The sequence below is a fragment of the Filomicrobium insigne genome, from assembly GCF_900104305.1.
GTDB classification, from domain to species: domain Bacteria; phylum Pseudomonadota; class Alphaproteobacteria; order Rhizobiales; family Hyphomicrobiaceae; genus Filomicrobium; species Filomicrobium insigne.
The window spans coordinates 387,623-413,124 of record NZ_FNJC01000001.1; the positions used below are offsets into that span (position 1 = coordinate 387,623).

Annotated in this window: 24 protein-coding genes; 11 read left to right on the forward strand and 13 right to left on the reverse strand. The window is 56.6% G+C overall.

Annotation, left to right across the window (positions count from 1 at the left end):
* The first annotated feature begins 5 nt into the window (after positions 1 to 5).
* The 3 genes from BLS30_RS01820 to BLS30_RS01830 are packed head-to-tail and all read left to right on the forward strand — an operon-like array spanning position 6 to position 3,133.
* Complete coding sequence (locus BLS30_RS01820; RefSeq protein ID WP_090226187.1) at positions 6 to 1,175, forward strand: mandelate racemase/muconate lactonizing enzyme family protein; 1,170 nt, start codon at positions 6 to 8, stop codon at positions 1,173 to 1,175.
* A 3-nt stretch (positions 1,176 to 1,178) separates the two neighbouring features.
* Complete coding sequence (locus BLS30_RS01825) at positions 1,179 to 2,123, forward strand: hydroxyacid dehydrogenase (RefSeq protein WP_090226191.1); 945 nt, start codon at positions 1,179 to 1,181, stop codon at positions 2,121 to 2,123.
* The gene (locus BLS30_RS01830) at positions 2,120 to 3,133 is read left to right on the forward strand and encodes an Ldh family oxidoreductase (protein WP_090226194.1); all 1,014 of its coding nucleotides are present in this window, start codon (positions 2,120 to 2,122) and stop codon (positions 3,131 to 3,133) included. The genes BLS30_RS01825 and BLS30_RS01830 overlap by 4 nt, the downstream gene beginning before the upstream one ends.
* Before the next feature lie 52 nt (positions 3,134 to 3,185).
* Here the strand turns inward: BLS30_RS01830 and BLS30_RS01835 are convergent, their stop codons facing one another.
* Together BLS30_RS01835 and BLS30_RS01840 are read right to left on the reverse strand one after the other, a co-directional pair.
* Entirely contained in the window at positions 3,186 to 4,847 is a 1,662-nt protein-coding gene (locus BLS30_RS01835) for a formylmethanofuran dehydrogenase subunit A (protein WP_046478003.1), read from the reverse strand.
* 18 nt (positions 4,848 to 4,865) lie between these two features.
* Positions 4,866 to 6,143: a formylmethanofuran dehydrogenase gene (locus BLS30_RS01840; protein ID WP_090226197.1), complete on the reverse strand. Its 1,278-nt coding sequence runs from the start codon at positions 6,141 to 6,143 to the stop codon at positions 4,866 to 4,868.
* 1,126 nt (positions 6,144 to 7,269) lie between these two features.
* Between BLS30_RS01840 and mdoH the strand changes: the two genes are divergently transcribed.
* Positions 7,270 to 9,066, forward strand: coding sequence for a glucans biosynthesis glucosyltransferase MdoH (gene mdoH / locus BLS30_RS01845; protein WP_052743796.1), 1,797 nt, complete (start codon positions 7,270 to 7,272; stop codon positions 9,064 to 9,066).
* 105 nt (positions 9,067 to 9,171) lie between these two features.
* Here the strand turns inward: mdoH and BLS30_RS01850 are convergent, their stop codons facing one another.
* The 7 genes from BLS30_RS01850 to BLS30_RS01880 all read right to left on the reverse strand — a co-directional run bounded on the left by BLS30_RS01850 (position 9,172) and on the right by BLS30_RS01880 (position 13,465).
* Complete coding sequence (locus BLS30_RS01850) at positions 9,172 to 9,447, reverse strand: hypothetical protein (protein WP_046478001.1); 276 nt, start codon at positions 9,445 to 9,447, stop codon at positions 9,172 to 9,174.
* A complete protein-coding gene (locus BLS30_RS01855) occupies positions 9,444 to 9,824 on the reverse strand; it encodes a hypothetical protein (RefSeq protein ID WP_046478000.1) in 381 nt (126 codons plus the stop codon). The genes BLS30_RS01850 and BLS30_RS01855 overlap by 4 nt, the downstream gene beginning before the upstream one ends.
* A gap of 144 nt (positions 9,825 to 9,968) precedes the next feature.
* Complete coding sequence (locus BLS30_RS01860) at positions 9,969 to 10,343, reverse strand: hypothetical protein (RefSeq protein ID WP_139165278.1); 375 nt, start codon at positions 10,341 to 10,343, stop codon at positions 9,969 to 9,971.
* 108 nt (positions 10,344 to 10,451) lie between these two features.
* Positions 10,452 to 10,799: a hypothetical protein gene (locus BLS30_RS01865; RefSeq protein WP_046477998.1), complete on the reverse strand. Its 348-nt coding sequence runs from the start codon at positions 10,797 to 10,799 to the stop codon at positions 10,452 to 10,454.
* A 5-nt stretch (positions 10,800 to 10,804) separates the two neighbouring features.
* The gene (locus BLS30_RS01870; protein WP_046477997.1) at positions 10,805 to 11,116 is read right to left on the reverse strand and encodes a hypothetical protein; all 312 of its coding nucleotides are present in this window, start codon (positions 11,114 to 11,116) and stop codon (positions 10,805 to 10,807) included.
* Positions 11,117 to 11,210: 94 nt separating this feature from the next.
* Positions 11,211 to 13,202, reverse strand: a complete 1,992-nt coding sequence (locus BLS30_RS01875) for a sodium:solute symporter family protein (protein WP_090226205.1) — start codon at positions 13,200 to 13,202, stop codon at positions 11,211 to 11,213.
* 11 nt (positions 13,203 to 13,213) lie between these two features.
* Positions 13,214 to 13,465, reverse strand: a complete 252-nt coding sequence (locus tag BLS30_RS01880; RefSeq protein WP_046477995.1) for a DUF4212 domain-containing protein — start codon at positions 13,463 to 13,465, stop codon at positions 13,214 to 13,216.
* Between the two features lie 346 nt (positions 13,466 to 13,811).
* On the opposite strand from BLS30_RS01880, the gene BLS30_RS01885 reads away from it, so the two are divergent.
* The 5 genes from BLS30_RS01885 to BLS30_RS01900 all read left to right on the forward strand — a co-directional run bounded on the left by BLS30_RS01885 (position 13,812) and on the right by BLS30_RS01900 (position 17,810).
* On the forward strand, positions 13,812 to 15,944 hold the full coding sequence (locus tag BLS30_RS01885) for a DUF294 nucleotidyltransferase-like domain-containing protein (protein WP_090226207.1): 2,133 nt from the start codon (positions 13,812 to 13,814) through the stop codon (positions 15,942 to 15,944).
* A gap of 111 nt (positions 15,945 to 16,055) precedes the next feature.
* Positions 16,056 to 16,379: a DUF6455 family protein gene (locus BLS30_RS18485; RefSeq protein ID WP_353736545.1), complete on the forward strand. Its 324-nt coding sequence runs from the start codon at positions 16,056 to 16,058 to the stop codon at positions 16,377 to 16,379.
* Between the two features lie 108 nt (positions 16,380 to 16,487).
* Positions 16,488 to 16,919, forward strand: a complete 432-nt coding sequence (locus tag BLS30_RS01890) for a host attachment protein (protein WP_046477992.1) — start codon at positions 16,488 to 16,490, stop codon at positions 16,917 to 16,919.
* A 68-nt stretch (positions 16,920 to 16,987) separates the two neighbouring features.
* Complete coding sequence (locus BLS30_RS01895; protein ID WP_046477991.1) at positions 16,988 to 17,359, forward strand: hypothetical protein; 372 nt, start codon at positions 16,988 to 16,990, stop codon at positions 17,357 to 17,359.
* Positions 17,360 to 17,390: 31 nt separating this feature from the next.
* On the forward strand, positions 17,391 to 17,810 hold the full coding sequence (locus BLS30_RS01900) for a c-type cytochrome (protein WP_170832387.1): 420 nt from the start codon (positions 17,391 to 17,393) through the stop codon (positions 17,808 to 17,810).
* 29 nt (positions 17,811 to 17,839) lie between these two features.
* Here the strand turns inward: BLS30_RS01900 and BLS30_RS01905 are convergent, their stop codons facing one another.
* The 4 genes from BLS30_RS01905 to BLS30_RS01920 form a co-directional block, all read right to left on the reverse strand.
* On the reverse strand, positions 17,840 to 19,711 hold the full coding sequence (locus BLS30_RS01905; protein WP_244512342.1) for a PHA/PHB synthase family protein: 1,872 nt from the start codon (positions 19,709 to 19,711) through the stop codon (positions 17,840 to 17,842).
* A gap of 61 nt (positions 19,712 to 19,772) precedes the next feature.
* Positions 19,773 to 20,132, reverse strand: coding sequence for a phasin family protein (locus tag BLS30_RS01910; RefSeq protein ID WP_046480159.1), 360 nt, complete (start codon positions 20,130 to 20,132; stop codon positions 19,773 to 19,775).
* Positions 20,133 to 20,424: 292 nt separating this feature from the next.
* The gene (locus BLS30_RS01915) at positions 20,425 to 23,106 is read right to left on the reverse strand and encodes a bifunctional acetate--CoA ligase family protein/GNAT family N-acetyltransferase (RefSeq protein WP_090226215.1); all 2,682 of its coding nucleotides are present in this window, start codon (positions 23,104 to 23,106) and stop codon (positions 20,425 to 20,427) included.
* 81 nt (positions 23,107 to 23,187) lie between these two features.
* Positions 23,188 to 24,171, reverse strand: coding sequence for a zinc-dependent alcohol dehydrogenase family protein (locus tag BLS30_RS01920; protein WP_090226219.1), 984 nt, complete (start codon positions 24,169 to 24,171; stop codon positions 23,188 to 23,190).
* A gap of 206 nt (positions 24,172 to 24,377) precedes the next feature.
* Here BLS30_RS01920 and BLS30_RS01925 point away from each other — a divergent pair, with 206 nt between their 5' ends.
* Both BLS30_RS01925 and BLS30_RS01930 read left to right on the forward strand, forming a co-directional pair.
* Positions 24,378 to 24,707: an HPF/RaiA family ribosome-associated protein gene (locus BLS30_RS01925; protein WP_052743792.1), complete on the forward strand. Its 330-nt coding sequence runs from the start codon at positions 24,378 to 24,380 to the stop codon at positions 24,705 to 24,707.
* 468 nt (positions 24,708 to 25,175) lie between these two features.
* Positions 25,176 to 25,490: a hypothetical protein gene (locus tag BLS30_RS01930; protein WP_046477988.1), complete on the forward strand. Its 315-nt coding sequence runs from the start codon at positions 25,176 to 25,178 to the stop codon at positions 25,488 to 25,490.
* The last annotated feature ends 12 nt before the right edge of the window (positions 25,491 to 25,502 follow it).

The following is a 25,502-nucleotide window of genomic DNA, read 5'->3' on the forward strand; positions in this document are numbered from 1 at the left end:
ACGCAATGAAAATCACGAATATCCGAACGGGCATCGGACCGATCGCGTCCGACATACGCAACGCGTACATTTCCTTCTCGACCATGACCATCAATCTGGTCGCGGTCGAAACAGATGTCGTTCGCGATGGCGCGCCCGTCATTGGCTACGGGTTCTCGTCGAATGGCCGCTATGCGCAAACCGGCATCATCAAGGAGCGCTTCATCCCGCGCATCCTGGAGGCGGACCCGGCGACCTATGCGGATGAAGCAAACGGAACAATTGATCCGCAAGCTGTCTGGCGTACTTTCATGTCAAACGAGAAGCCGGGTGGCCATGGAGATCGGGCTCACGCCGCCGGCGCGCTCGACATGGCCGTGTGGGACGCTGCCGCGAAGATTGCCGGCAAGCCCCTCTGGCGCCTTCTGTCCGAACGGTACAACGGAGGACAGTTTGATGAGCGTGTACTCGTCTATCCGGGTGGTGGCTACTATTACCCTGGGAAAGAACTCGACGGCCTCAAGGCCGAGATGCACGGCTACCAGGAGCAAGGTTACAAGCACGTCAAGATGAAGATCGGCGGGGCCGATTTAGCTCTCGATGTGAAGCGGATCGAAGCTGTGCTTGAGGTCGTCGGCGACGGAAGCCATCTGGCTGTCGACGCCAACGGCCGGTTTGATCTCGAAACCTCCCTCGCCTACGGGCGGGCAATGGAGCCCTATGGCTTGTTCTGGTATGAGGAAGCTGGCGACCCGTTGGATTACCGGCTCAATGCCGTTTTGTGCGAACACTACGCGGGCCCAATCGCCACGGGTGAAAACCTGTTCTCACATCAGGATGCGCGCAATCTTCTGCGGTACGGCGGCATGCGTCCGGATCGCGACTGGATCCAAGTCGATCCGGCGTTATCTTACGGCCTGAGCGAATATCTCCGTTTCCTCGACGTCGTAAAAGCGCATGGATGGTCGCCGCGGCGTCTCATCCCGCACGGCGGGCACCAGCTCGCGCTGAATATGGCTGCCGGACTGCAGATGGGCGGCTCGGAGAGCTACCCGGGCGTGTTCCAGCCCTATGGTGGCTTTGCCGACAAACTTCCCATCGTCGACGGCTATGCCACCCTTCCTGAAGATCCCGGCCTGGGCATCGAATTGAAACCGAAGATGTACAGCGAGATCCGCCGCCTGTTGGACTACTAAGCCATGCCAGATATCGTTATCTCCGAATTCATCGACGCCGCTCCCGTGGCAGCGTTGCGAGAAAAGTACGACGTGCTGTCCGACGAGACATTGTGGGACAAGCCTGCAGAACTTAAGGCTGCCCTAACCGACGCCGTAGCCATTATCGTGCGCAACCGCACCCAGGTGACCGCAGAGGTCATTGAGGCGGCACCCCGGCTGCGCGCGGTCGGACGCCTTGGCGTCGGGCTCGACAACATCGACCTTGCCGCCTGCCGTGCCCGCAATATCGCCGTGCTTCCCGCAACCGGTGGTAATGCCGTTTCGGTGGCGGAGTATGTGCTCTGTGCCTCCATGTTACTTTTGCGAGGGACCGCATTTTTTGGCTCGCAGCGGCTCGCAAACGGTGAGTGGCCGCGCGCAGAAATGAGCCAGGGCCAGGAAATTTCCGGTAAGGTTCTCGGCCTGATCGGCTTCGGGTCCATCGGCCAGTCAACCGGCGAGCTTGCGCGCAATGCTGGATTTGTCACGCTGGCTTATGATGACTTCGTGCCAGCGGACAGTCCCGCCTGGGCGCAAACGGAACACGTCTCGTTGGACGACCTGCTGGCGCGATCCGATGTCGTCAGTCTGCACTGCCCTTTAACGGATGACACGCGCGGCCTCATCGGAGAGCGTGAAATCAATTCCATGAAGCCCGGTGCTATTCTGATCAATACCGCGCGGGGTGGGATTGTCAGCGAAGCCGCCGTTGCTGCAGCCTTGCGGAGCGGGCATTTGGCCGGCGCGGCGCTGGATGTGTTCGAGACTGAGCCGATAGACAAGGATTCTGCTGCTGCATTCAAAGGACTTGCGAACGTCATTCTAACGCCGCATATCGCCGGCGTGACACGCGAGGCTAATATTCGCATCAGCGCTGTGACGGTCGAAAACGTTCTTAACGTCCTGAACAACAACGAGACACCATGACAACCACCCGAGTTCCAGTCGAGGAGCTGCGCGCGCTTGCCGAGCGTTGCCTCATCGCGGCCAATACCAGCGAATGGAATGCCCAATCCGTTGCCAAAGCCTTGGTGCAAGCGGACATCGACGGGCAGAAGGGACACGGCGTCGTACGCGTCGCGACTTACAGCGCCCAGTCGCGGACCGGTAAGGTCGATGGTCACGCGAAGCCGAAGATGACGCGAACGCGCCCCGGCAGTCTCATGATCGACGTCGCGAACGGCTTTGCGTTTCGCGCTTTCGAGTTGGCGACCGAGGAACTGCCCAAACTCGCGCATGAGACCGGGATCGCGGCGGCCGGCTTCGTACGCTCACATCATGCCGGTGCGCTCGGGCAAGCGGTGGAACGGCTCGCTGATGCCGGCATGATGGCGATGATGTTCGCCAATACCCCGCACGCGATGACAGCCTGGGGCGGCAAGCGCGGCGTTTTCGGAACCAACCCCATTGCCTTCGCGGCTCCGCGCGCCAACGGTGCGCCCATCATTATCGATCTGGCTCTCTCGCAAGTTGTGCGCGGCAAAATCCTCTCTGCAGCTCAACGCGGCGAGCCTATTCCTGAGGGCTGGGCCAACGATGCCGAAGGCCGCCCGACGACGGACGCCAAAGCCGCGCTTAAGGGGACTGTTCTGCCGATCGGAGGCCCGAAGGGTGCGGCTCTCGCGCTGATGGTAGAAATCCTCGCGGGCTCATTGACCGGCGCCAATCAAGCCTTCGAAGCGACCTCCCTCTTTGACGGCGAGGGCAATCCTCCCGGAATCGGGCAATTCCTCATCGCAATTGATCCGGGAGCTTTTGGAGGTCCGGCGGCTGCTCAGAAAATCGAGCTTCTTGCGAGCACGATCGAAGCCGATATAGGGACCCGCCTGCCGGGTGCAAGCCGTCGCGAGACGCGTGAAGCCGCCGCTCGCGACGGTGTCAGCATTGAAGACGGTCTTCTCGCTTCACTGAACGAAATGGCGCAACAGACCGCCTAAGACGGCGGTCTGGACTATCGTAACGTCCGAACGTGTAAGCGGCGACGCGTTGCTAAACGCGCGCGCCCGTCGGCTGGATGATGATGCTGCCATGATCGCCGCCAATGATCTCTTCGTCTGACAGCTTGAAGTTCTCCATCGCCACAGTGCCGTAGCGTGAGAAGTAGTCCTTCAACGACCGCTCAATCCCCGGATCATAGTCAGGCCGCGCGACATGCGTTGCGCCTTGCGTGACGTGGACGACTTTGCCGTTGCGAACAATCAATTCGCCGTTCTTGAACACGAAGAGTGGTGTCGCGAACATGGCTTCGCGATCTGGGTTATCCTCATAGACGGTGATGTCCGCACATGCACCAACGCCAAGATGGCCGCGATCCCGCAAGCCCAGACTCCGTGCAGGCCCAGCGCGGGTCATGATCGCAATCTCGTAAAGCGTATACTCACGATCCAGCGTACTCAACGTGCTGGACGCGGCCGCATCCGGATTGATCTTCTGCATCATGTCGTTGCGGAAGCCCTTGTCCATCAACAGCCTGATAAGATGCGGGTAACACGTGAACGGTGCGCCATTCGGGTGATCTGTGGTCAAGAAGATGCGCCAGGGATCGTCGATCAAGAGGAAGGTCTCAAGGCCAATCGCCCATTGCAGAGCGTTGACGAAGCTCTTGTCGCGATAACGCATGGGAACGACACCGCAACCGGCATCGCACTCGATGTCCATGACGACCCACTTGTTGGGATGCGCGCTCTTTGTATTGCCGTACTGGCGCATGCTGTCGCCGGAGGCCGTACACGTCTGGCCGAACAAGACCTGCCCGACGTCGATCGAGACGTTCTTGTGTTGGTTGACCATTTCGGCAACGCGTGCCGCACCTGAGGAAAACTTCCTGTCCCCTTCCGTGCCGTAGCTATGGAACTGGATGTGGGTCAGGTGGACGGGCAGGTCTTCCATTGCCCGGATGGTGTTGAGGGTCGTTTCGACGTTACCAGGAACGCCCAAGTTGCAGCCATGGACATGGAGGGGGTGAGCGACGCCCAGTTCCTTCAATCCGCGCGCAAGCGTGACGAGGATATCGCGTGGCGTGACGCCATAGTATGAGTTCTGTTCGTCCAGGTCTAACTTACGCTGGTTGAACTTGAACGCGCTGATCCCGCCCGGATTGACGACCTTGACAGCGATTGCCTGCGACGCGTGCATCGTCCAAGCGATGTAATCCTTGATGGCTGCGAAATCCTGCCGTCCCGCGAGCTGGCGCAAGAAAAAGTCATCGCTGCCCAGCATTGCGAACGCGCCCTTGTCGACCATCGGCGTGTCGCCCATTTCCATATGGGCCTGGCGCGCGTTGGCAGGCAGCATGGCGGGCTCAAAGCAGGCGGTGTAGCCCATTTCTGCGTACCGGTAGCCGGTCGTGAGCGTGGACGGAACCGCGTGACCGCCGCCAGCTCGTGTAATGTCGGTGTGCGCAACCTCATGACCACGATGGTCGTCGGGCAGCATCATCCGGCCGATGGTCATCTTGCCACCACCGATGTGCGTGTGGGGATCAATGGCGCCAGCCATTACGACCCTTCCACGAAGCCCGTATTCCTGATCGACGCGCGCATCTGCCGGCGGCGAAACAATCCGACCATCTTGGATATAGATGTCGCGAACTTCTCCGTCGATGCCATTAGCCGGATCGTAGACCTTCGCGTTAGCGAGCTTTATCAGCATTATTAAGCGTCCCGGAGATTAGAGTGTTGCACGCACGGCCTGTAGTACGTCAGCGACGCGCGGGAGTTCGGAGCGATGCAAATTCTGCAGCGGAAGCGAAACGACGCTGTCGACGCGGATCAAGCGCCCAACGTGATCTACACCCGGCGTACCTACCGGAATAAACACTTCGGGCTGGCGTTTCACTTGCAGTCCCGGCGTACCGAGCACTACCGTAGGGATATTAGTTTCAGGCGGGGCTAGCTGAGTGGATATGGAGGCGACCCAGACAAGCAAATCCCCCTCTCCATCGGTCACCATACGATCTACCGAATAGATCGCCGGATCGTAGTCCGGCTTCCCGGTTGCATAGCTTACGCGGAGCGGGAAGCCGCTTTGCCAGCTGCACAGCGAGCTGGCCGTGGTCAGGCCCTCGTTGCCGCCGAGCGTCAAACCGCCTGAACGCGTTGTCGTGTTCAAGTCTTTGACGATTTCGCTGATCGTATGCACGGCGAGGTGGCCGTTGGCGAAATCAAACGCCGCAGGAGACCAGACCAATACACTATAATGAGCGTCTCGCAGGAGTGCGGCCAACGATTCAAGATCGCTTATCGCGATCCCCGCCACGTCTTGCCCTGAAACCGGGAAATCTCGCAGGCGGGCCCGCAAGACGGACAGAACATCTCCAATCTGGTCGCTCGGGCAGGGCAGTGTGATGACATCGCCGATGCGCGGCCCGACTGCGCCCGACGTATCGAGTCCCTCACCAATGAAAACTATCGTCCGTTTTTCGGGCGTGGTGTCGAACATCGACTCCGGCGGGCAAACGATCCGCTCAAAGAACCGCGGATGCATTTTCTGCACATCGGTCCCGACGATCACGATCACATCGGCCCGGTTGCGGACTTCCGTGAGCGTAGACATGATCCAGCCGGCTGATTGGAGCACGCTCAGATTGCGTTCCAGAGCTGCGCTGAGTGCATGGTCAACGGTACCCCCACTGCGATCCGCCAGCGCCATGATGGCACGCATGCCGTCCACGTCGGTCGCTGACCCACTGTAGAGCGGCTGCTTCGCGGCCCGCACCAGCTCCGACACCTTTTGGATAGCTTCGCTCAGCTCTACGTCGCGGCCGGAGATTTGTGGTTTTGCTCCGGAGACAGACCGGGCAAAACCACTGCTGGATTTCGGGCAGCCATTCTTTATGACCTTCAAGCTACCCGCATCCGAGCGAGCAACTTCCAGGTCATCGCACAGCATGCCGCAAAACGGGCAAGGCACATTGGTGAAACTCTGGGACGCAGCGTGTTCGCTCATCCATTACCTCTATCTGAGCTGGATTTCGCCGTGGCGGTCGGTCGATTAATCTTAAACCACGGGTTGCCGATTTGAGCAATCTCAGTGGATTTTCCGCATGATTTCAATCAGTTGACTGATGGAACGTAGGTTTCGCCTCTTGAATTCACTCGAACTGAGTAGATCAGCATGCGGAACTTTTTAAGGCTTTGGCGACAACCGCCGACTGTTAAGTAGTGGCCAGACCTTACTTAGCCCTTGCAGAAAGCCAAGTATGGATCTTGCTGCTTGGCCGGCGGCACTTTTAAACTGGCGAAGCATAATCTTCGTTTTGTTGTGTCGCCGTTTGTAGAAGCTAATCTGGGCCGGCGTAGTCCCTTGGCGAATACACGTTTCGACCGCCGCAATTTTTGCACAATCTCCGCAAAACGGCGATAGTTTGACATCTAAAACGATAACTAGTCACACCCCAGAAAATATAAATAAAAAACTGTCTCGCGGTCTTTTGAGATTACCCTCAAACTCGCGTCTTCTTCTTTTAATACAATAAATGAGCAGATACTTTTGCAGCGCCTGTTTCGTGTTTCGAATGGCCAGGACGGCTTGAACTCAAAAGCGTGTTTGCCGGTGCATCTCTTTCCGCCGGCGATCCCAGCAACCTTTCTATAACGGCCAAGTTGTGCAAGCTACAAGTCTCCCGCCAACACACTGTTGTTACATAATTTTTAACGAATTCTCTTCGCCACTTCCTGTCTCGCGGAAGGCCGGCGTAAACTTAGAAAGAGCGCAGGAACAGATAAGCTGACACAAAACGTATGTATCAAATGTCGCAGTGCGGAATAGTGCACATTGCTGATATTGAGCGTTTTGAAAAATTACTCGCCCGGCGATCAAAAAGGGCCTGCTACAAGCGCGCATTTTCTTTTTAGCGGTGGTGCAAATATGTCGCTGAGCGCAAAGAGCCTTTTTCTGTCATCTTTCCGTCCAAAGCGGTGGCAAAAGTTACCACCGTGATTTGCCGTCAGACTTGCCGGGCACACCGTAAACGGTCTTAGGCGCAGGCTTTTAGAGTTTCGCAATCAACTTGGCGCTGAGGCGCTTTCTGCGGCAATCATTCGTCCCGAAACACCAGCTAATCAGAGCGACAATGCAATATACTTCGGAAGACGTGCAGGTTCTGCGCGAGCGTCTCTCTGCGCGAGATACGCGATCCAACCCTCGTTGGTGGACTGTGCCGGCTCGGCGCCTCTCCATGGTCGGGCTGAACATTGCGACACTGGCTGCGTTGTTTGCCGGCGTAGCAACAGTGCTAGGCGGCGACGGCTGGACACTGGTCGATGTCCTGATCATGGCATGTGTGGTGCTCAGCGCGCCTTGGACCGTACTTGCATCATGGAATGCGATTATCGGATTGTTTCTAACTCTAGCCTACCGGGATCCGGCGAAGATTGTCGCTCCCTTCTGGTCTGACGCCTCACCTCGAGCTCCTATCAAGTCACGCTGCGCACTGCTCATGACTGTTCGCAACGAAGACCCTGATCGGGCTTTCGCTCGGCTGGAGGCCATACGGGCAAGCCTCGAACAGACGGGGCAGAGCGCGGCTTTCGATCTGTTTGTACTGTCCGATACGGACATCCCGGCGATTGCCGAGCGCGAAGAGCAGCTTTTTGCCGACAAGCGCCACCAGTTTGCCGGGCTTGGAAATGCCTACTATCGCAGACGGAGCGCCCGCACGGGTTTCAAGGCTGGGAATGTCTGGGAATTCGTTGAGACGCGCGGTAGCAACTATGACCTTATGATCCCGCTCGACGCCGACAGTCTGATGTCCGGCTCCACAATCGTGCGCATGGTCACCACGATGGAACGGCATCCTGAAATCGGCATCCTGCAAAGTCTTGTTGTTGGTGCTCCCACTGAAAGCGGATTTGCTCGGATCTTCCAGTTCGGGATGCGGCAGGGCATGCGCGCTTTCACGCTGGGAAGTGCGTGGTGGCAGCAAGATTGCGGGCCGTTCTGGGGCCACAACGCCGTTATTCGGGTCGAAGCGTTCGCCCGTCATTGCGACCTGCCGGTATTGCCAGGTCGCGCTCCGTTGGGCGGTCATCTGCTCTCTCATGACCAAGTCGAAGCGGTTCTTATGCGCCGCGGGGGTTATGAAGTGCGTGTTATTCCAGAAGAGACGGAAAGCTGGGAAGAGAACCCAGTCACAATCCTTGACTATATGCAGCGCGACCAACGCTGGTGTAATGGAAACATGCAGTACTGGCGGCTTCTCGGAATGCCGGGGCTGGCCACTGTCAGCCGCTTTCAGATAGCGCAAGCGATCGCGATGTATATCGCGCCAGTAGCCTGGATGCTGATGATGACGCTGGCGGCGGTCAAGGCCGCGACGGAAACCATGGAGACGTTCGATCCCACACTCGCGGTTGGTCTCTACGTCTCGATGTTCATTCTAAGCCTCATGCCCAAAATCGTAGGCGCCATCCAGATCGCACTGGAGCCGAACGGCGTGGCGCGGCTTGGCGGGCCTATGAGATTCGCCGCAGGGCTTCTCGTCGAGTTCCTTTTCTCTCTCTTGATGGCTCCGGTGGTTGCCTTCCGCGTTTCCATTTTCATGGTCGGATTGTTGTTTGGCGCGCGCATCTCATGGGGCGGGCAGACCCGGGATGCTTACCGGCTCAGCTGGGCAGAAGCCGCACGGGCTATGTGGCCGCAGACGTTGTTCGGCGCAGTGTTGACTGCTGTGTTCGCGCACTATGCTCCGCAGGCTTTGCCTTGGGCTGCACCAGTTCTCTGCGGCCTCCTTCTGGCGATACCATTTGCCGTCCTGACGTCCTCTCCGCAATTTGGGACCTGGATGCGACGTCACGGCATCGCACGTACGCCTGAAGAGGCACAGACAACGACGACCTATGTTAGCGGATACGCACCGCTCGCAGGCTAAAGCACTCGCACAAACATCGCGGCGGCAAGCGTGGTAACAACGCGCTTGCCGCCATTTTTTATTACCTTAGCCGAGGCAATAAGCTCCCGACGGGAGGCGGTCTTCTTACTCTTTCATGCTGGTGCGCGGCAGGATCACCGTGAGACCCCACCCGCTCAGAGCGGCAACGCCCAACCAGATGAACAGAGATGCGGCCTGTAGCGTGCCAAGCAGCCATATGCCCGGCAGCAAAGCTACAGCTGATACCAAATAACGGACAACCGTCGCCGCAGCTCTGGGCCTATGACGCGTCCGTCGTCGTTTCGAGTCCGTCAGCGCGAGGACGATAAGCCCTGCGATGGTGATCATGCCTGCGACCGCAACAATAGATTGGATGTTCACTCGGCCGGCCCCTCGCTCAGAGTACCCACTTGTTGTCCAGCCGGTTTAACCTGCCTGCGTGCGCTCTTTGACCATGCGAACCACAGTCCGCACAGGCCTGCGATCATCAGGCATAGATCGATTGCGATCACGTCCACCTTGCCTGCCGCCAGGGCTTCATTCCAACCTTGCCCGGAAAGGGTCATTCGCACGATGGGTAGGGCGAAGAGTGCGGGGCCCATGAGCCAGGCAAACAGACTACCGAGACGGCCAGGGTTAGAGATCAGGATCCCCGCTAAAATGACCACGGCGGAGACAATGACGAACGCGAGCGGTGTCCATGACACCGGATCACCAGCAGGATAGGTCGCCAAAAATGCGTAGGCTGAGCCTAACATGGCGAGCGGCAGGCCATATGCCGTTACAATGATTGCTCTGCACCTGCGACCCCGCAAACATTACTTTTTTCGTCAACATACAGTCACAAAATACGGACGACAATACTCGCTAGGATGCGGCTGCCGGTCTGTCCGGTGATATTTTTAGCGGAGGGTCAGAATGCGCCATAGTAAGGAGGCGACAAGCATGCCAGCCGCCAGCCAAGCGGCATAATGCGCGAAGCAATAAAACGCCTGTCGCCGAGCCGCTGATATTATCTGCTGCGCAATCGCCGCATGCGGACGCTCGTTAGGCTCCAGCATGAGCCAGAGTTCGGTGTTCTTGTAAGGTCTCTTGTCAGCGTACAGAGCCTTCAGCGCCAATGTCAGACATGCGATTAGGCTAAGGAAGCCACCCGCCGACAATGCAAGGTCCATCTGGTCCGACAGGCCGACAACCGTCGTCGCGAGACCCAGGAATCCAAAACCGCACGCCCGCCCCACGGAGACGCCGGCGAGATAATGAATACGCTTCAACATCTTGCTTGTCCTGAACCGACGCCAGAACAGGTAGGCTGCATTCTTGGCCAAGCTATAAGTATGTGATTTTCATTCTGAATGTACAAGCTACCCCAGCTTGCGCAGAAATCAGCCCCCAGCCGCAGCCATGAAGGCAGGTGCCGTGAGGAGGGCCGTCCCCGCTAACCAGATGCCCAGCGAAATGGACGTGCTCGACTTCTCTCCTCGAATCCGCTCGTAGATCGCAGCGGGTACGCCGGCAGTAATCAGCGTACATGCAGAGATGAATACCGACGTCAAATAGAGAAAAGCCAACGGAGACGCCAAGAATGTCCCCGCGACGAACGGCCTAAGCAAAATTGCCACCAGATCGAACCAAGGGGAGAAATGCATCCCGTTGACGAGTGACAATGCCGCGGTGGCCACAAGAAGGACGTCCTTGCGGAGAAGCTCTTCGCGGTCTTGCAGATCGTTCATATCCGTTAGGCCCCCACCGACGCACTCATGCCCGCCGCCACGGCGGTTAGAAACCAGAACATGCGCCCGGCCATCAACCAGACAATAGCGAAGACCAGAACGAGTCCATTGGGAACGATCGCCGGCGTAATGTAGCGCACAAGCTTAAGGACCGGGTCCGTGACGCGGCGGAATACGTGAAGAACGACGGCCTTGCTATTGGAACCGAAGATGAGATCCAGAATATACCGACCGATCAAAGTGTAGATGAGGGCGGACATCACGAGATTGGGTACGTGAAACCACCAGTTCTGCAGGAAACTATCGGCCGGGGTCATGGCAGGTCCTACTATGGCGCGGAAGGGAGGCTCGGCGAACAGAAGACGGCGAGGTGCGAGACCCCGCCGTCTTCGTTAATCAAGTTGTTGCCCATCAATGAGGCAAGTTCAACGCGTCCTTATCACGGATGATGGCTTCGCCGGATGCCTGACGTGTGGCGTCGACCATATCCTGGATTCGCTGGCTGGGAGCCGGCGTGAACAAGGAGACGATCCAGATGGTCAGGAAGCCAATCGGCAGACCGAACAGAGCACAGGAAATGTTCCTCACACCCCACCAGTTGGCGATCGACTGCGCATGCTTATCAAAGGCGGCGCACTGTGCCGCATCCGAAGCACACGCGGCCTGAAGCTGCGCGAACTTTGCGATTTGATCAGGCGTCGCATTCGACAGGAAGCTCCACATCTCATAGAAGCCCGGAGCGAAGTAGCGCGTTCCGACGAGGTAGTAGAGACAGATCCCGAAACCAAAGATCATGCCAAGTACCGCTCCCGTAGTCGTGGCGCGTTTCCACCAGATTCCGAGCACGAGGGCTGGGAATATGCCGGCCGCCGCGAGCGAGAACGCCCACGCCACCATCGACAAGATGTCCGCCGGTTTCGTCGATGCCGTGTATGCCGCGCACACCGCCACGATGACCAGCAGTATGCGAGCGACCAAAAGTCGGCGGAACGTCGGCGCATTCCGATCAATCATCTTGTAGTAGATGTCGTGTGAAAGCGCGTTGGCGATGGCAAGAAGCAGACCGTCAGCTGTCGACAGCGCGGCGGCGAGACCACCGGCTGCTACGAGACCTGCGATCACATAAGGCATCCCCGCGATCTCAGGAGTCGACAGAACGATCACGTCAGGGTTGATCGTGAGATCCTGAAGCCGCAACACGCCGGGATGACCAGCGATATTACTGCAAGCGGCCTTAACCGCTTCGAGGTTCACGGCGTCCACGCCGCAGACCTTGATGAGCCCGATCGCTCCGTAGTTGAACAACCACTCACGGATACTATCCAGATCGCGGCCCACAACGTCGGAATAGACCTCAAGCTTCGCGAATGCCGCATAGGCCGGCGCCGTGAAGTACAGGAGGAAAATAAAGAACAGCGACCAAGCCACCGACTTGCGAGCCTCACGCACGGATGGTGTCGTGAAGTAGCGCATGAGGATATGCGGCAAGGATGCCGTACCGACCATCAAGCAGAAGATCAGAGCGAAGAAGTTGAGAGGATCATACGTCACAAAGGGTTTGATGTGCGGCTTCAGCGTTGCCGCGTCCGCCAGACCGCTCGAGACCATCGATTGCTCAAGTGCCGTGATATCCTGCAGGGCTTGTCCATAGGTCAGCTGAGGAATCGGGATGCCGTATTTCTGGGTCGAGAGAACAACCACGGGCAACAGGTAGGCAACGATCAAAACGATGTACTGTGCCACCTGCGTCCAGGTCACGGCCTTCATGCCGCCCAACATCGAGCAGAGCAAGATGCCCAACAGACCGACGTAAACCGCAACGGTGAAGTCCATCCCCAAGAAGCGGGATGCGATGATACCGGTCGCGTAGATCTGCGCTGTTACATAAGTAAACGAACAGCACACCAGCACGATAACGGCGAGAAACCGTGCGAAGTTGCCGCCAAAACGCTCGGCGAAGAAGTCCGGTACAGTGAAAGCGCCGAACTTGCGCAGGAATGGTGCAATCAGAATCGCGACGAGAACGTAGCCACCTGTCCATCCCAGCACGAAAGCCAAGCCATCGTAACCGAGCAAGAAGAGCGTTCCGGCCATACCGACGAATGAAGCCCCCGACATCCAGTCGGCGCCTGTCGCCATACCATTGTAGAACGCAGGAACGCGCCGGCCGGCAACATAGTATTCGCCGACTTCAGCCGTACGTGAGATAATCCCGATGATAGCATAGACGGCGATCGTCAAGAACACGAAGCCGTACCCGATGAACTTATTCGGGACTCCCATCTGTTCAAGGATTGCGAGAACTACAACGAACGCAAAAAAGCCGCCCGTATAAAGTGTATATATTCGGCCTAGGTTGGAGATAAAGTCTCCACCGCCTTTGTTTGAATCGACTTGTGCCATCGACACCTCCCCTATTCCTCAGCGAAGCCTTCTTCGCGGTCGATGTTGTCCTGCAATTTCGCAAACGCGAAGAGCATGATGACGAACGCGATCAACGACCCTTGCGCGGCCATGTAGAAGCCGAGCGGGAAGCCGAGGATGACGATGGTGTTAAGTTGAATAACGAACATGTGGATGATGAAGCTGAAGAACAGCCACAACACGAACATCGTCCACATGAGCCTACTGGTTCTGCGCCAGTGTCTTGCTCCGTCCTGTTGCATGGTCGTTTCTCCCTTTATCGCGCGATCGCGCGGGATACAGGACGGATGTAAGCAGCCCGCAGCGCTATCGGCTCAGGCAAACCGCCCCAAATTGGGAGATTAATCTTCAGTAAACGCCACGCATAGAGAACTTAAGTCGTATTTCTATGCATAATTGAATAATTACCACACTTAAATAGTGTGCACCGCAATAATACCCGCATCAACTACTTCAATTACTCTATAGTAAATCTTCGGCGTCATCTAATACCATTTGCGGCAAGGTAATTTTGCAGCAAAAACGTCCAGTTCGTAATAATTTTCGGCCGTCTCAGTATTCCTCTCATCAGGAGATAATATTGCTCCCATGACCGAAACCAGTTATTGCACGCCGCTTGTCGGCTTGGACGCGGTCGTTCTTGACATTGAAGCAACAGGTCTTGATTCAACCACCGCGCGAATTGTGCAAATAGGTGCGATTAAAGTTCACGGCGGCGTGATCGACAAGTATCGATGCTTCAATCGGCTTGTCAATCCGGACATCCCGATCCCCCCGTCTTCGACGACCATTCACGGTATCGCAGATGCCGACGTCGCCACCGCTGCTCCGTTTAAAGACGTGTGGCCTGAATTACGCGATTTTATCGGGACTTCCATACTTGTCGGGCATGCTACTGCATATGATCTTGCCGTGTTGCAGCGCGAGTGCCAACTCGCCGGAATCGAATGGCGGCCACGACACGCCCTAGACATCCGGACACTTGCGCAAATCGCTGCCCCTACTCTCGCCGGACATAGTCTCGACAGCTTATGTGCATGGCTGGATATCAAGATCGAGGGACGGCACACGGCGCTCGGCGATGCCACCGCCACAGCGAGAGCATTCTTAGCGCTACTTCCGCTGCTCCGCGCGAAAAATGTGCGGACCCTTGCCGAAGCAGAAGCCGCGACACGCCACGCCATTGAACGTGATGCTCAAGCTGCGGGCGGGCTCATGGCGACGTTTGAAGATGCTCCGACCGGAAAGGCCACCGACGAGCCTGATGACAAGGTTCAAGGTCCACTGATGCGGACCGACACTTATCCCTATCGTCACCGCGTCTACGAAGTCATGGGCATGCCACCGGTGCGCGTTTCTCCAAACGACACCATGCACGAGGTTTCCCGCACGCTCATTAATCGCAAAGTGAGCTCAGCTTTCGTAGAAATTGGCGATGGCCGGCATGGGATCGTGACGGAACGCGATATCATGCGCGCGATCGCTTCCCGCGGAGCCGACGCTCTTGCTCGACCGGTCGCTGACATTATGAATACACCGCTGCAGTCAATCTCCGACCAAGCCTTTCTCTATCGCGCGATCGCGCGCATGCAGCGGTTCGGCTTCCGTCACCTCGGCGTACATAATGCCAATGGCGAGATCATTGGCGCTTTGACCATGCGCGATCTGCTGCGATACCGCGCCTCCTCCGCTATTGCACTTGGCGATGAAATCGACGTCGCGAATACCGTTGGCGAACTCAGTCAGGCCTGGGCCAAGTTACCTGTCATTGCGAAAGAGTTGATCGCCGAAGACGTTCGTGCCTTCACGATCGCAAATGTCATCAGTTCTGAATTGCGGGTTTTGACGCGACGCGCCTCGCAACTTGCTGAAGCACGAATGAAGGACGCTGGGCATGGTGCGCCGCCAGTTCCCTATGCCGTTCTGGTTTTAGGATCGGCAGGGCGCGGGGAAAGCCTCCTCGCGGCAGATCAAGACAACGCCATCATCTTCAACAGCGGCGAGCCTGGCGGACCTGAAGACAGATGGTTCGAAAAACTTGGAAGGCATTTATCCGATATTCTTGATGAGGTCGGCGTTCCTTACTGCAAAGGGGGCGTGATGGCACGCAATGCCGCCTGGCGCATGAGTTTCGCTGACTGGAAAGGCATGATCGAAAGCTGGGTGCGCCGGCAGCGCCCGAAAGACCTGCTTAACGTCGACATCTTCTTTGACGGCATCCCAGTTTTTGGTGATGTCGCTCTCGGTGAAGCTATATGGGAGCACGCATATGCGTGCGGATCTCAATCCACCCCCTTCATCAAATTGCTGACCGAGGCTGCTCGGATACCAGGTGGTCAGGCTTTTACGCTTTTTGGTGGCTTCAGGCGTGATGAGAAGGGTCGCGTTGATCTTAAGAAGGTCGGCTTATTTCCGATCATCACAGCCGCACGCGTTCTTTCGATCAAGTATGACGCGCGTGCGAGGAGCACCCCTGAGCGTTTTCGCAAAATTGCGGCCAAGGGCGCGGCTTCGCCTGATGCGATCGAACGTCTACTCGTCGCACACGAAACGATCATCAGATCTATTCTTGAACAGCAGATCACCGACATTGCGGATGGCGTACCGCCGGGGAACAAGGTCGCAACGGCGCGTCTGGACCGTGCGCAACGTGCTGCACTCAAAGCAGCGGTCGCTGACGTATACATAGCAACAGACCTCGTCGGTGAAGGACGCATCTAATCTGTCGCACCAAGATGAGTGCGGCATCTCGTGCATGTTTGCGTCAAGTCAACGCCGCACGAAATCGCTCTATGCCATTTCGCAGGATGAACTCAAGTTGTGGAGGATATCATGGATTGGCCGAGGTTCCGCCACGTCGAGCGGCAAGCCCGCCGTTTGAGCGATATGATCGAGAAACTCGATGTCGACACATTAAGCCTTATTCGCCTGCGTCAGGGCAATGCGTATGCGGAGGCTCGTACAAAATGTTTGCATTGCACCAACGCAGCCGAGTGTTTGGAATGGCTTGAGAATTGGCCTCACGGCGGTGAGCCCGCCGCGTTCTGCCCTATCATTTCGCTGCTGGAAAGCTGCCGTCGGTCTTCGAAGACTGCCTCGAACGCCCCCTGTGAGACGGACCATCGCCGGCTCAGTTTGCATTTAAATAATAGGTAGAGAGAGAAGGCTTGGGTCTGGTTTGACCCAAGTCAAGGACGAGCACGCAGCATTCCGCATAGCCTCGTAGTCCGCAAGATTAACGATAAGATCTGGGTGCGGAACGTCATGAAGCGGATTAAGCGATGGATTTTAGTTGCGGGTAACGCAAGGGCCCGCATTGTTGAACGGCTCGGGACGGGGCGGAACACGCGTATTCTTGAGCCATACCGATTTGACGAAGATGTTCCACTTTGCCGGGAACTTCCTTGCGAATGCGCAGATGATCCGAATTACGATGCTGTTCCTTTGTGCCGGCGACCCTGCTCTCCGGAAACGAAGTTTGCTTGTAAGCTCGCCGACCTCCTGCAGGAGCGCTCCACGAGGGGAGACTTTGACAGGCTTTTGATTGTTGCGCCGCCTTCTATGATCGCAGATCTGCATGCCTCGTTCGACGATGGGATGCGTGTCAAGGTTATCGCTGAAGTGGCCGCAGATCTCACGCAAGCAGCCAACGTAGAGATCGTCCACCGTCTCGAAACAGAAAACCTTCTCTGCTAGTCTCGATTATCTGTTTGGAGACGCCTGCCATGCCCAGCGCGTCATAAATATTATTGTGAGGTACGCCAATGGCGCTGAAGCATGTTCGCTTGGAACTCGCCAGAGACCCAGATTTTCCCAACGGCAGTCGAGACCGTGGCTACGAGTTTGTCGCTCCGCTCGATGATAATGGACATCTCGATGCCAAAGAGTGGCGGCAGAATCGGGATCGGTGTCGCGTCAAACGCATCTGGCCCCACGAACCTTCTCCAATTGGCCATCTGGTCCATAAGCCAGGTGGTGTCTGGGCGTTCGACTACGACACAACGCGCAGTGACGATGACGAGGCAGGCTTCAAACTCGACAAACACAAGCTCGTGCCAGGAGAATATATATCGTTCCGAGAGAGCGACGGAGAAATGCGGACATTCTACGTCGTCGCTGTTTCAGATCTCGATTAATCCCTTCACATAGGCCTGATTCATGATTTCCATGACCGACGCTCATCGCGCAACTTGGATTTTGGTCGGCGTCATGCTTGCATCAGCTTGCGCTAAAATGGCTTTTGCAGCAGATGCTCCGCAAAGCCCTCCCGATATGACGCGTGGCAAAGCAATCGCAGAACGTTGGTGTGTGAGTTGCCACGTAATAGCAAGCGATAGCAACGCAACCGTCCCGGCCGGCGTGCCAACATTTCGCGCCATCGCCAATCGTAAGGGACAAACCGCCGACAATATCCGGCACGTCTTGATGATGCCTCACGTTCCTATGCCGGACATGCAGCTTACACGTGGCGAGATGGATGATCTGATCGCTTATATTGACTCTTTGCGTGATGCTAAGTCGGGACCGGCACTGCTCCCCAAGCCTCAAAAGGGTGATCAGAAGCCGGCCATTCCTCACAATACGTAAGGACGCTGGCTTCCCTACGGATCGCGATCTCAGCGTTCCAGAACATAAGTTCCAGGCGCTGGATACATAGGCTTATAAGGCACTCGACCGAGTGGCGGCGGCGTGGTGGGTTTTCCCGAGATATCGCTGAGCCAAGCCGTCCATTCCGGCCACCAGGACCCGGGCTTTCGCGGGGCGCTGGCGGCCCAAGCATCCGGGTCTGGGCTTGGCGTTGCACGTGGGTGGCGGAGCACCTGATACGAACGACGCGGATGACCAATTTCTGAAACGATACCGGCATTGTGCCCGCCTGAGGTCAAGACGAAATCGACCTCGACATCGAGAAGATGAACGAGCTTAAACACCGAATGCCAGGGCGCCACGTGATCAGTCGTTGTGCCGACTGCGAACACCGGGACCTCAATGCATTCGAGTTGGATGGGACGCCCATCGACGCGAAAACGACCCTGCGCGAGATCATTGCCCAAGAAAAGCTTTCGTAGATAATCCGACTGCATCCGATAAGGCATGCGGGTCGCATCGGCGTTCCATGCCATAAGGTCCGTCATGTCCGGCCGATCACCCATAAGGTACTCGTGAACCATGCGGGACCAGATGAGGTCTTGCGACCTCAACATCTGGAATGCCCCGGCCATGTAGCGCTGATCGAGGTACCCCGACTGCCACATCATGTCCTCGATAAACGAAACCTGCCCTTCATCTATGAAAAGGCCAAGTTCCCCCGGCTCCTCAAAATCCACTTCCGCCGCGAAGAAGGACAAGCTGGCGAGACGATCATCTCCATCACGCGCCATGGCTGACGCAGCAATCGACAACAGAGTGCCGCCCAAGCAATAGCCGACGGCATGCACCTTTTCTCTGCCGGTTACTGTTTCGACCACATCGAGAGCTGCCATAACTCCCAACCTGCGATAATCGTCCATCGACATATCGCGTAGCTCGGGCCCTGGATTGCGCCAGGAAATACAGAAGACCGTGAACCCTTGCGCAACAAGATAGCGAATGAGCGAATTGTGAGGCGACAAATCGAGTATGTAATACTTCATGATCCAGGCCGGGATGATAAGGATCGGCTCCGGCCGGACTTTTTCGGTCTTCGGCTTATATTGGATGAGCTCGATAAGCTCATTCCTGAAAATGACTTCACCCGGCGTAACGGCTACGCGTTTCCCAACTTCAAAGTCTTCGGCACCCGCTGGACGCTGGCCGCTGACGGATCGGCCGATATCCTCTGTCGCATGACCTAAGCCACGCATAAAATTAGCGCCGTGCTCTTTGACGGTCTGCTCGATAATTTCGGGGTTCGTCGCAACGAAGTTCGCAGGCGACATCATGTCGAGAAACTGCCGGCTATAGAATTCGACGAGCCGTTCGTGCCGAGCCGTCACACCATGTACGCTTGTGGTGGCATCATGCCACCAGTCCTGTCCTAACAAGAAGGCCTGATGGAGCATATTGAACGGGAAGACCTGCCATCCGCGATGTTGGAAGCGCCGGTCCTGAGGTGGTGGGCAAACGCACGGCGTCGCGCCTTGACCCTGACATGTGCATTCCCACGCATAATGAAAAAGCTTCGACCAGTTTTCGACTGCTCGGACCTGAAGCTCGTATTGCTTGCCAGGCAACGTGGCCAAGTGCAAAGCCCAGTCCCACCAAGCGCCTGCCAAGCTTATAGGAGATAGGCCAAACGTCAGTGGGGCCCACGCCGCATGAAACTGCCGATCGGCTAGCCGAAAGACACTTTCCTGCTCTTGCGCTGTGCGGCTCTCAACGACGCTCTCGGATGCTGGATACGCGACAAGCCCACCTTGCCGTCGATCCTTTGCGCTCATGTCTTTAGGCAGCTGCGCATCAACTGACAGGTCCGCAACGTCACTTTCCCGTGGAACGGGCGCCCCCATTAGTCCTCCTCTGCGCACTCACCTTGCGCAAATTGGCAACCACGCCTGCCACCATATGATTTCAGGCCGCCTTCGGCGAAGACAACTCGTCGGCGAGTGCTTCGGCTTCCCTTTGGATCCGATCGGCTGTCTCGGACGCAAACTTCGAACCTATATTCGCCATCTTCCCGGCTTCGCTCGAATAATCGTTCAGGGCGTTCTGGAAGAAATCGGTGTAGATATGAACGGCGTCATCGATTTCCTTGCTAGCATTCAAATCTTCGAGCAGCTTCACATCCTGCTCATAACGATGCTTGAGGAACGCCAAAGCCTCAATCTGGTAGCTCATCATGGATTTGAACGCATGCCCCTGGAGTCGGCCAAGTGCCAGAAAAGCCTGCTGACCGAATAAGGCTGTTTGCGGCTGGGTAAAAACGTTCATTCTATTCATCATTGCTCTCTGCGGCTTCGTTCCATCTGGTCTGTCTAACACTATTTGGTCCTCCAGGTTCCCGATCTCAATCTTGGATCGGCCTCCGCCTTTCGACAATCTCGCTGTCATAAGCCTCTCTCCTCACAGGTGCATTGCACTTGCTATTCAAGAGCAACTGTTTCGTGCGATCTGGAAGCTCCCAACTCAATGTTAGAGTAGTCACCGCGGCTAACAGTTCACGTTGATCTTGATCAACGTGAACTGCGACGCGCTGGCGCTGCCGTACACTAAAGTATTCCGCCTACTTCAGCTGGAGAGACACGATCGAGAGACCCGGATCGCCCGTATCGAGATGCGCCTGAAATCCCATCTCGTGGCACAACTTCAGCATCTTCGTATTGTCTCTCAGAACGAACCCGTCGATCCGCGAAATGCCGTCAGCCTTTGCAAAGCGGATGAGCTCTTCCAGAAGAGCGTATCCCAACCCTCGTCCTTGTTGATCCGTTCGCACAACGAGGCCGAACTCAGACATCTCCTTGTCCGGGTCCGAAGACAGACGGCCTATGCCCGCCAATTCGCCAGATGCTACGTCTATCGCGACGAAGGCAATGTCCCGCTCGTAGTCGAGTTGTGTAAGCCGCAACAGCATCTCGTTTGGAAAGTGCTTGCGCGGCGCAAGGAGCCGCAAACGTAAATCTTCTGCCGATACCTTCTCCAGGAAAGTCGGATAAAGGGCGACGTCCGCGGGCTTGATGGGACGAACATGATACCGCGTGCCGTGGAGGATCAGATCTTTCTCCCAACCTGAGGGATAAGGACGGACGGCAAGATCAGGATTGGGAGTGGGGCAATCGATATTTTCTGGATTGATCTCGATCCTCGCATCGAGAGCTACGACGCCATCGCTATCGGCAATCAGCGGATTTATGTCCAATGAGACTATGCAGGCAAAGTCAACGATCATGCGTGAAAGCGCATTCAACGCACGGCTGATCGCCTCGCGGTTGGCTGCCGGGCGGTCGCGGTAGCCAGCCAGAAGGCGGCCGATCCGCGTACGATCTATGAGATCGCCAGCAAGGACGTCATCCAATGGAGGCAGGCCGGTCGCGGTGTCGGCGACGACCTCGACGGCCGTCCCGCCGGCGCCGAACAAGATGACTGGTCCGAAGACCGGATCACGGCTCATCCCGAGCAGCAGTTCCTGCGCATTTTTACGGGCAACCATCGGCTGCAAGGTGAAGCCGTCGATCGTGGCGTCGGGCCTCTCTTTTGCAACTCTCTTCACCATTTTCTCTGCAGCAGCACGCGCAGCTGCAGCTGTTTCGATGTTGAGCGCAACGCCTCCGATATCGGATTTGTGGGAAATTTGCCTCGATAGTAGCTTGACGACGATCTTGTCCGACGTTTCCAGCAGCTTCAATGCCAGCTTTTCGACGTCATCGACCGAAGGCGCCTCGACCATATCCGGTACTGGAATTTCGTAGGCTGCCAGAGCTGCTTTGGCTTCAGGCTCGGTAAGTATGCTGCGACCTTCATTGGCAACTTTCTGGAAGATCTCGAAGACGCGCTCTCGATTGACGTGCATGTCCTCGCTGCCGTGGGTCGGCACACGCATCAGCGCCTTCTGCGCTCGTGACCAGTCGCTCAAATATGAGACTGCGACGGCCGCATCGTCCGGCGTCTCGAAACTCGCCAGTCCGCTATCTTGCAGAATATGCCGCGCCGGGATGGCGGACTTACCGCCTAGCCAACACGTCAGAACCGGCTTCCCGGCAATCGTGCCGCTGCTGGCGAGTGCCCCTACCGCTTTCGCAGCATCACTCGCTGACGCCAGTCCTGTCGGACAGTTTAAAACCAACAGGGCGTCCATGTTGGGGTCCGCAGCCACGGCAGCAACAGCTTCCTTGTAACGGCCGGGGGGTGCATCACCGATAATGTCAACCGGGTTGGCGCGCGACCAGTTGGACGGCAACGCCCGATCTAGCCTTGCGATGGTCTCGGGCGAAAGTTCAGGAAGCTCTCCCTTGCAGTCGACCAGACGATCTACAGCAAGCACGCCTGCGCCGCCGCCATTCGTTACGATGCCGACCCGAGAGCGCTTCAACTGCTTGAACCGCGCTAATACCTCTGCCGCGTCAAAGAGCTCGCCTAAATCGTGCACGCGAAGAATGCCGGCCCGATTCAAGGCTGCGTCAACCGCGGCATCCCCGCCTGCCAATGCCCCCGTGTGCGTTGCGGCCGCCTTGGCCGCCTGTTCATGCCGACCCGACTTAATCGCGATGACAGGCTTTATGCGGGCTGCAGCACGGGCAGCAGACATAAACTTGCGCGGGTTGGGTATTGTCTCAAGGTACATAAGGATGGCGCGTGTTTTCCCATCCCCCGCAAGCATGTCTAGGTAATCGCCAACATCGACATCCGCCATGTCACCAAGAGAAACGATGTGTGAAAAGCCGACATTCTCGTCAGCCGCCCAATCGATAAGGGAGGTCGCGATTGCCCCGGATTGAGAGAGAAGTGCCAGTCCGCCAGGGCGCGGAAACATGTGCGCGAAGCTAGCATTCAGCTTAGCCTCTGGAACGATCAACCCCACCGTGTTCGGCCCGATAATGCGGAAAAGGAACGGCTTGGCAGCATCGAGCATCGCCTGTCGCAAACCGTTCTCGCGCGTAAGGCCCGCCGTTATCACAACGGCTGCGCGGGTACCTTTCTCACCAAGCTCGTGGATGAGACTGGGAATAGCTCCAGGCGGCGTGGCGATGACTGCAAAATCGGGAATGCTAGAAATGTCGCTCACCCGTGCATAGCAACGACGCCCTGCGACTTCATCATACTTCGGATTGACCGGCCATATTTCTCCGGCGAACCCCGCTTCAATAATATTTCGCATCAAGATGTGGCCGAGCGAGCCTTCGCGACTGGAGGCCCCCAGGACGGCAATCGACTTAGGGCGAACCGCATGTTCGAGGTTACGGATTGTCATTGAGCTTCACCTCGCCATCGTGACAACATGCTCTTTTGGAAAGAGCTTTGTTGGATCGGTGGTACCCATATCGGCCGAACATTACGGCACCAGTACCGCTGCTCCATTAAGTCGACCGGAGCGCAAATCCGCCAACGCGTCGTTGGCCGCGTCCAGGGGATAAACCGTGGTATGCGTCTTCACCCCAGCCTTGCGGGCTACAGGGAAGAACTCCCGCGCATCCTGACGCGTTAGGTTTGCCACCGATACAAGCTCGCGCTCGCCCCAGATCAAGCGGTAGCGCATTTGCGGAATGTCGCTCATGTGAATGCCACCGCACACGACCCTTCCGCCTTTAGCGACCGCCGCAAGAGCGGCCGGGACGAGCGCGCCCACCGGTGCAAAAATTATCGCAGCATCGAGAAGTTCCGGCGAAGGTTCATCTGAACCGCCCACCCATGTGACCCCAAGGCTTCGCGCAAACTCTTGCGATTTCGTATCTCCGGGGCGGGTGAAGGCGTACACGGCACGCCCCTGCCACAGACATATCTGAGTAATGATATGAGCCGCCGCACCAAAACCGTAGATCCCTATCATTTTGCCTTCACCAGCATGGCGCAACGACCTCCATCCAATCAAACCTGCACACAGGAGAGGTGACGTTGCTATCGGATCAGCGTTGGGATCGAGGTCAAACGCGAAGTCCGACGTGGCCACCGTATGCGTGGCAAATCCTCCGTCGCGCGTGTAACCAGTGAACAAAGGATGGTCACAGAGGTTTTCACGATCGCTCCGGCAATAACCGCACTGCCCACAAGTCTGGCCCAGCCAGGGTATGCCAACGCGGTGTCCAATTCGATCTGCGGAAACACCCGGTCCGACGGCATCAACAATGCCGACGATCTCGTGCCCTGGCACCAACGGCAACTTTGGCTCTGACAGATCACCATCAACGATATGAAGGTCGGTCCGGCACACCGCACATGCTTCTATCTTTACACGTACTTCACCTTCGCCGGGCGTTGGATCTGGCCGCTCGACAAGTTGCAGAGGCTTGTCAAGCTTTTCGAAAATCATTGCCTTCATGCGCACACCCTGCAGTCAATTTTTCGCTGTTGACGGTCTAGGCCGTGGCCGCTTCCATACCTAAATAAATAGGACCAACACTCGTTGGCTTTGATGCAGTGCAAAGAGTTTGGAACATTTCACGGCGGGGGTTTCACTTACATAATCCATCCGTTTCCGTCGCATCCAGCTTTGACGCTGTAGGCTTCACTTCGCGAGGCAAGACTATGCAAGACCCACTCATCATCACGTTTCGGCATCTAGAGTCTTCTGAGGCGGTCGAGAACCAAGTCCGACAACGTCTCACGGATCTTCAGAAGCTCTATCCCAGGATCGTTGCCTGTGAAGTCGTGATAGAAGCTCCTCAAAAACGGAAAGTTACAGGCCGGGAGTTCAAGGTCCACCTGAAACTCTCAATTCCTGGTCCGGATATTAACGTCACAGGTGAGGCAAGTCGCGGTGAAGCCGCTGAGGATGTCAACGTAGCCGTGCGCGAGGCCTTCGAGGCTGCTGAGCGTATTCTCGTGGAGCGTAAGGAGAAATTGGCCAGACACTAACCACGGCATACCGAGTTGCAAATATGCTTCCCCGGTCATCAGGCCGGGGAAGACATCTTATTAAGGGCCTTCAATTTTAAGTGTTATTTGCGCCTCTTAAGCGGCTCTCTGTTCGGCAGCATCGAGCCTTACCATTTGCATTGACGCCTCCATGATGCTCTGCGTCTTTTGCGGCTCCCTAGCCACGTTACTCAAGCTTGCGCCTCACGCGCCTTTTAATTTTTAATTCCGCCCATCATATTCCGTCGGCTGAACTATTTTTCTCCTGCCACTTTTGCAAAACGCAATGAATCAACACCTTGCAACTCCGCACCCACCGCATGAATTTCGAAATTATCTCTATAGCTATCCATTAACTATTGCCGCGCCTCGAAAATTAATTGATACGCCAAAGCAAAATTTTCTTTTATAGTGGGCACTGAGAATGGGGGGTCTCATAGCGGATTCATTCACTGCGGAGACCTAAAAATGAGACCTTATCTGACATCGGCACTTCTTATTCTCTTGGCCGGCGCAATATCCTCACCAGCGATCTCTCAGGACAATACGAAAGGTGGTCCGCCCAAGTCCATGGGCGATGAAGCCGGAAAACTGCCTGCGACCGGGACCATGAGCGAGCGTCTCCCAGAAATGGGAGCTACTCCTCGCCCCTCCCCCGAAATGGAAACCGGATCTGTCGGCCCCAAAGGCCCCGCTAAGACCATGGGCGACGAAGCCGGGAAACTTCCTGCAACCGGAAATATGAGCGGTGCGGTCCCAAAGATGACCACTCCGGAAAAATAATGGTGTTCGACG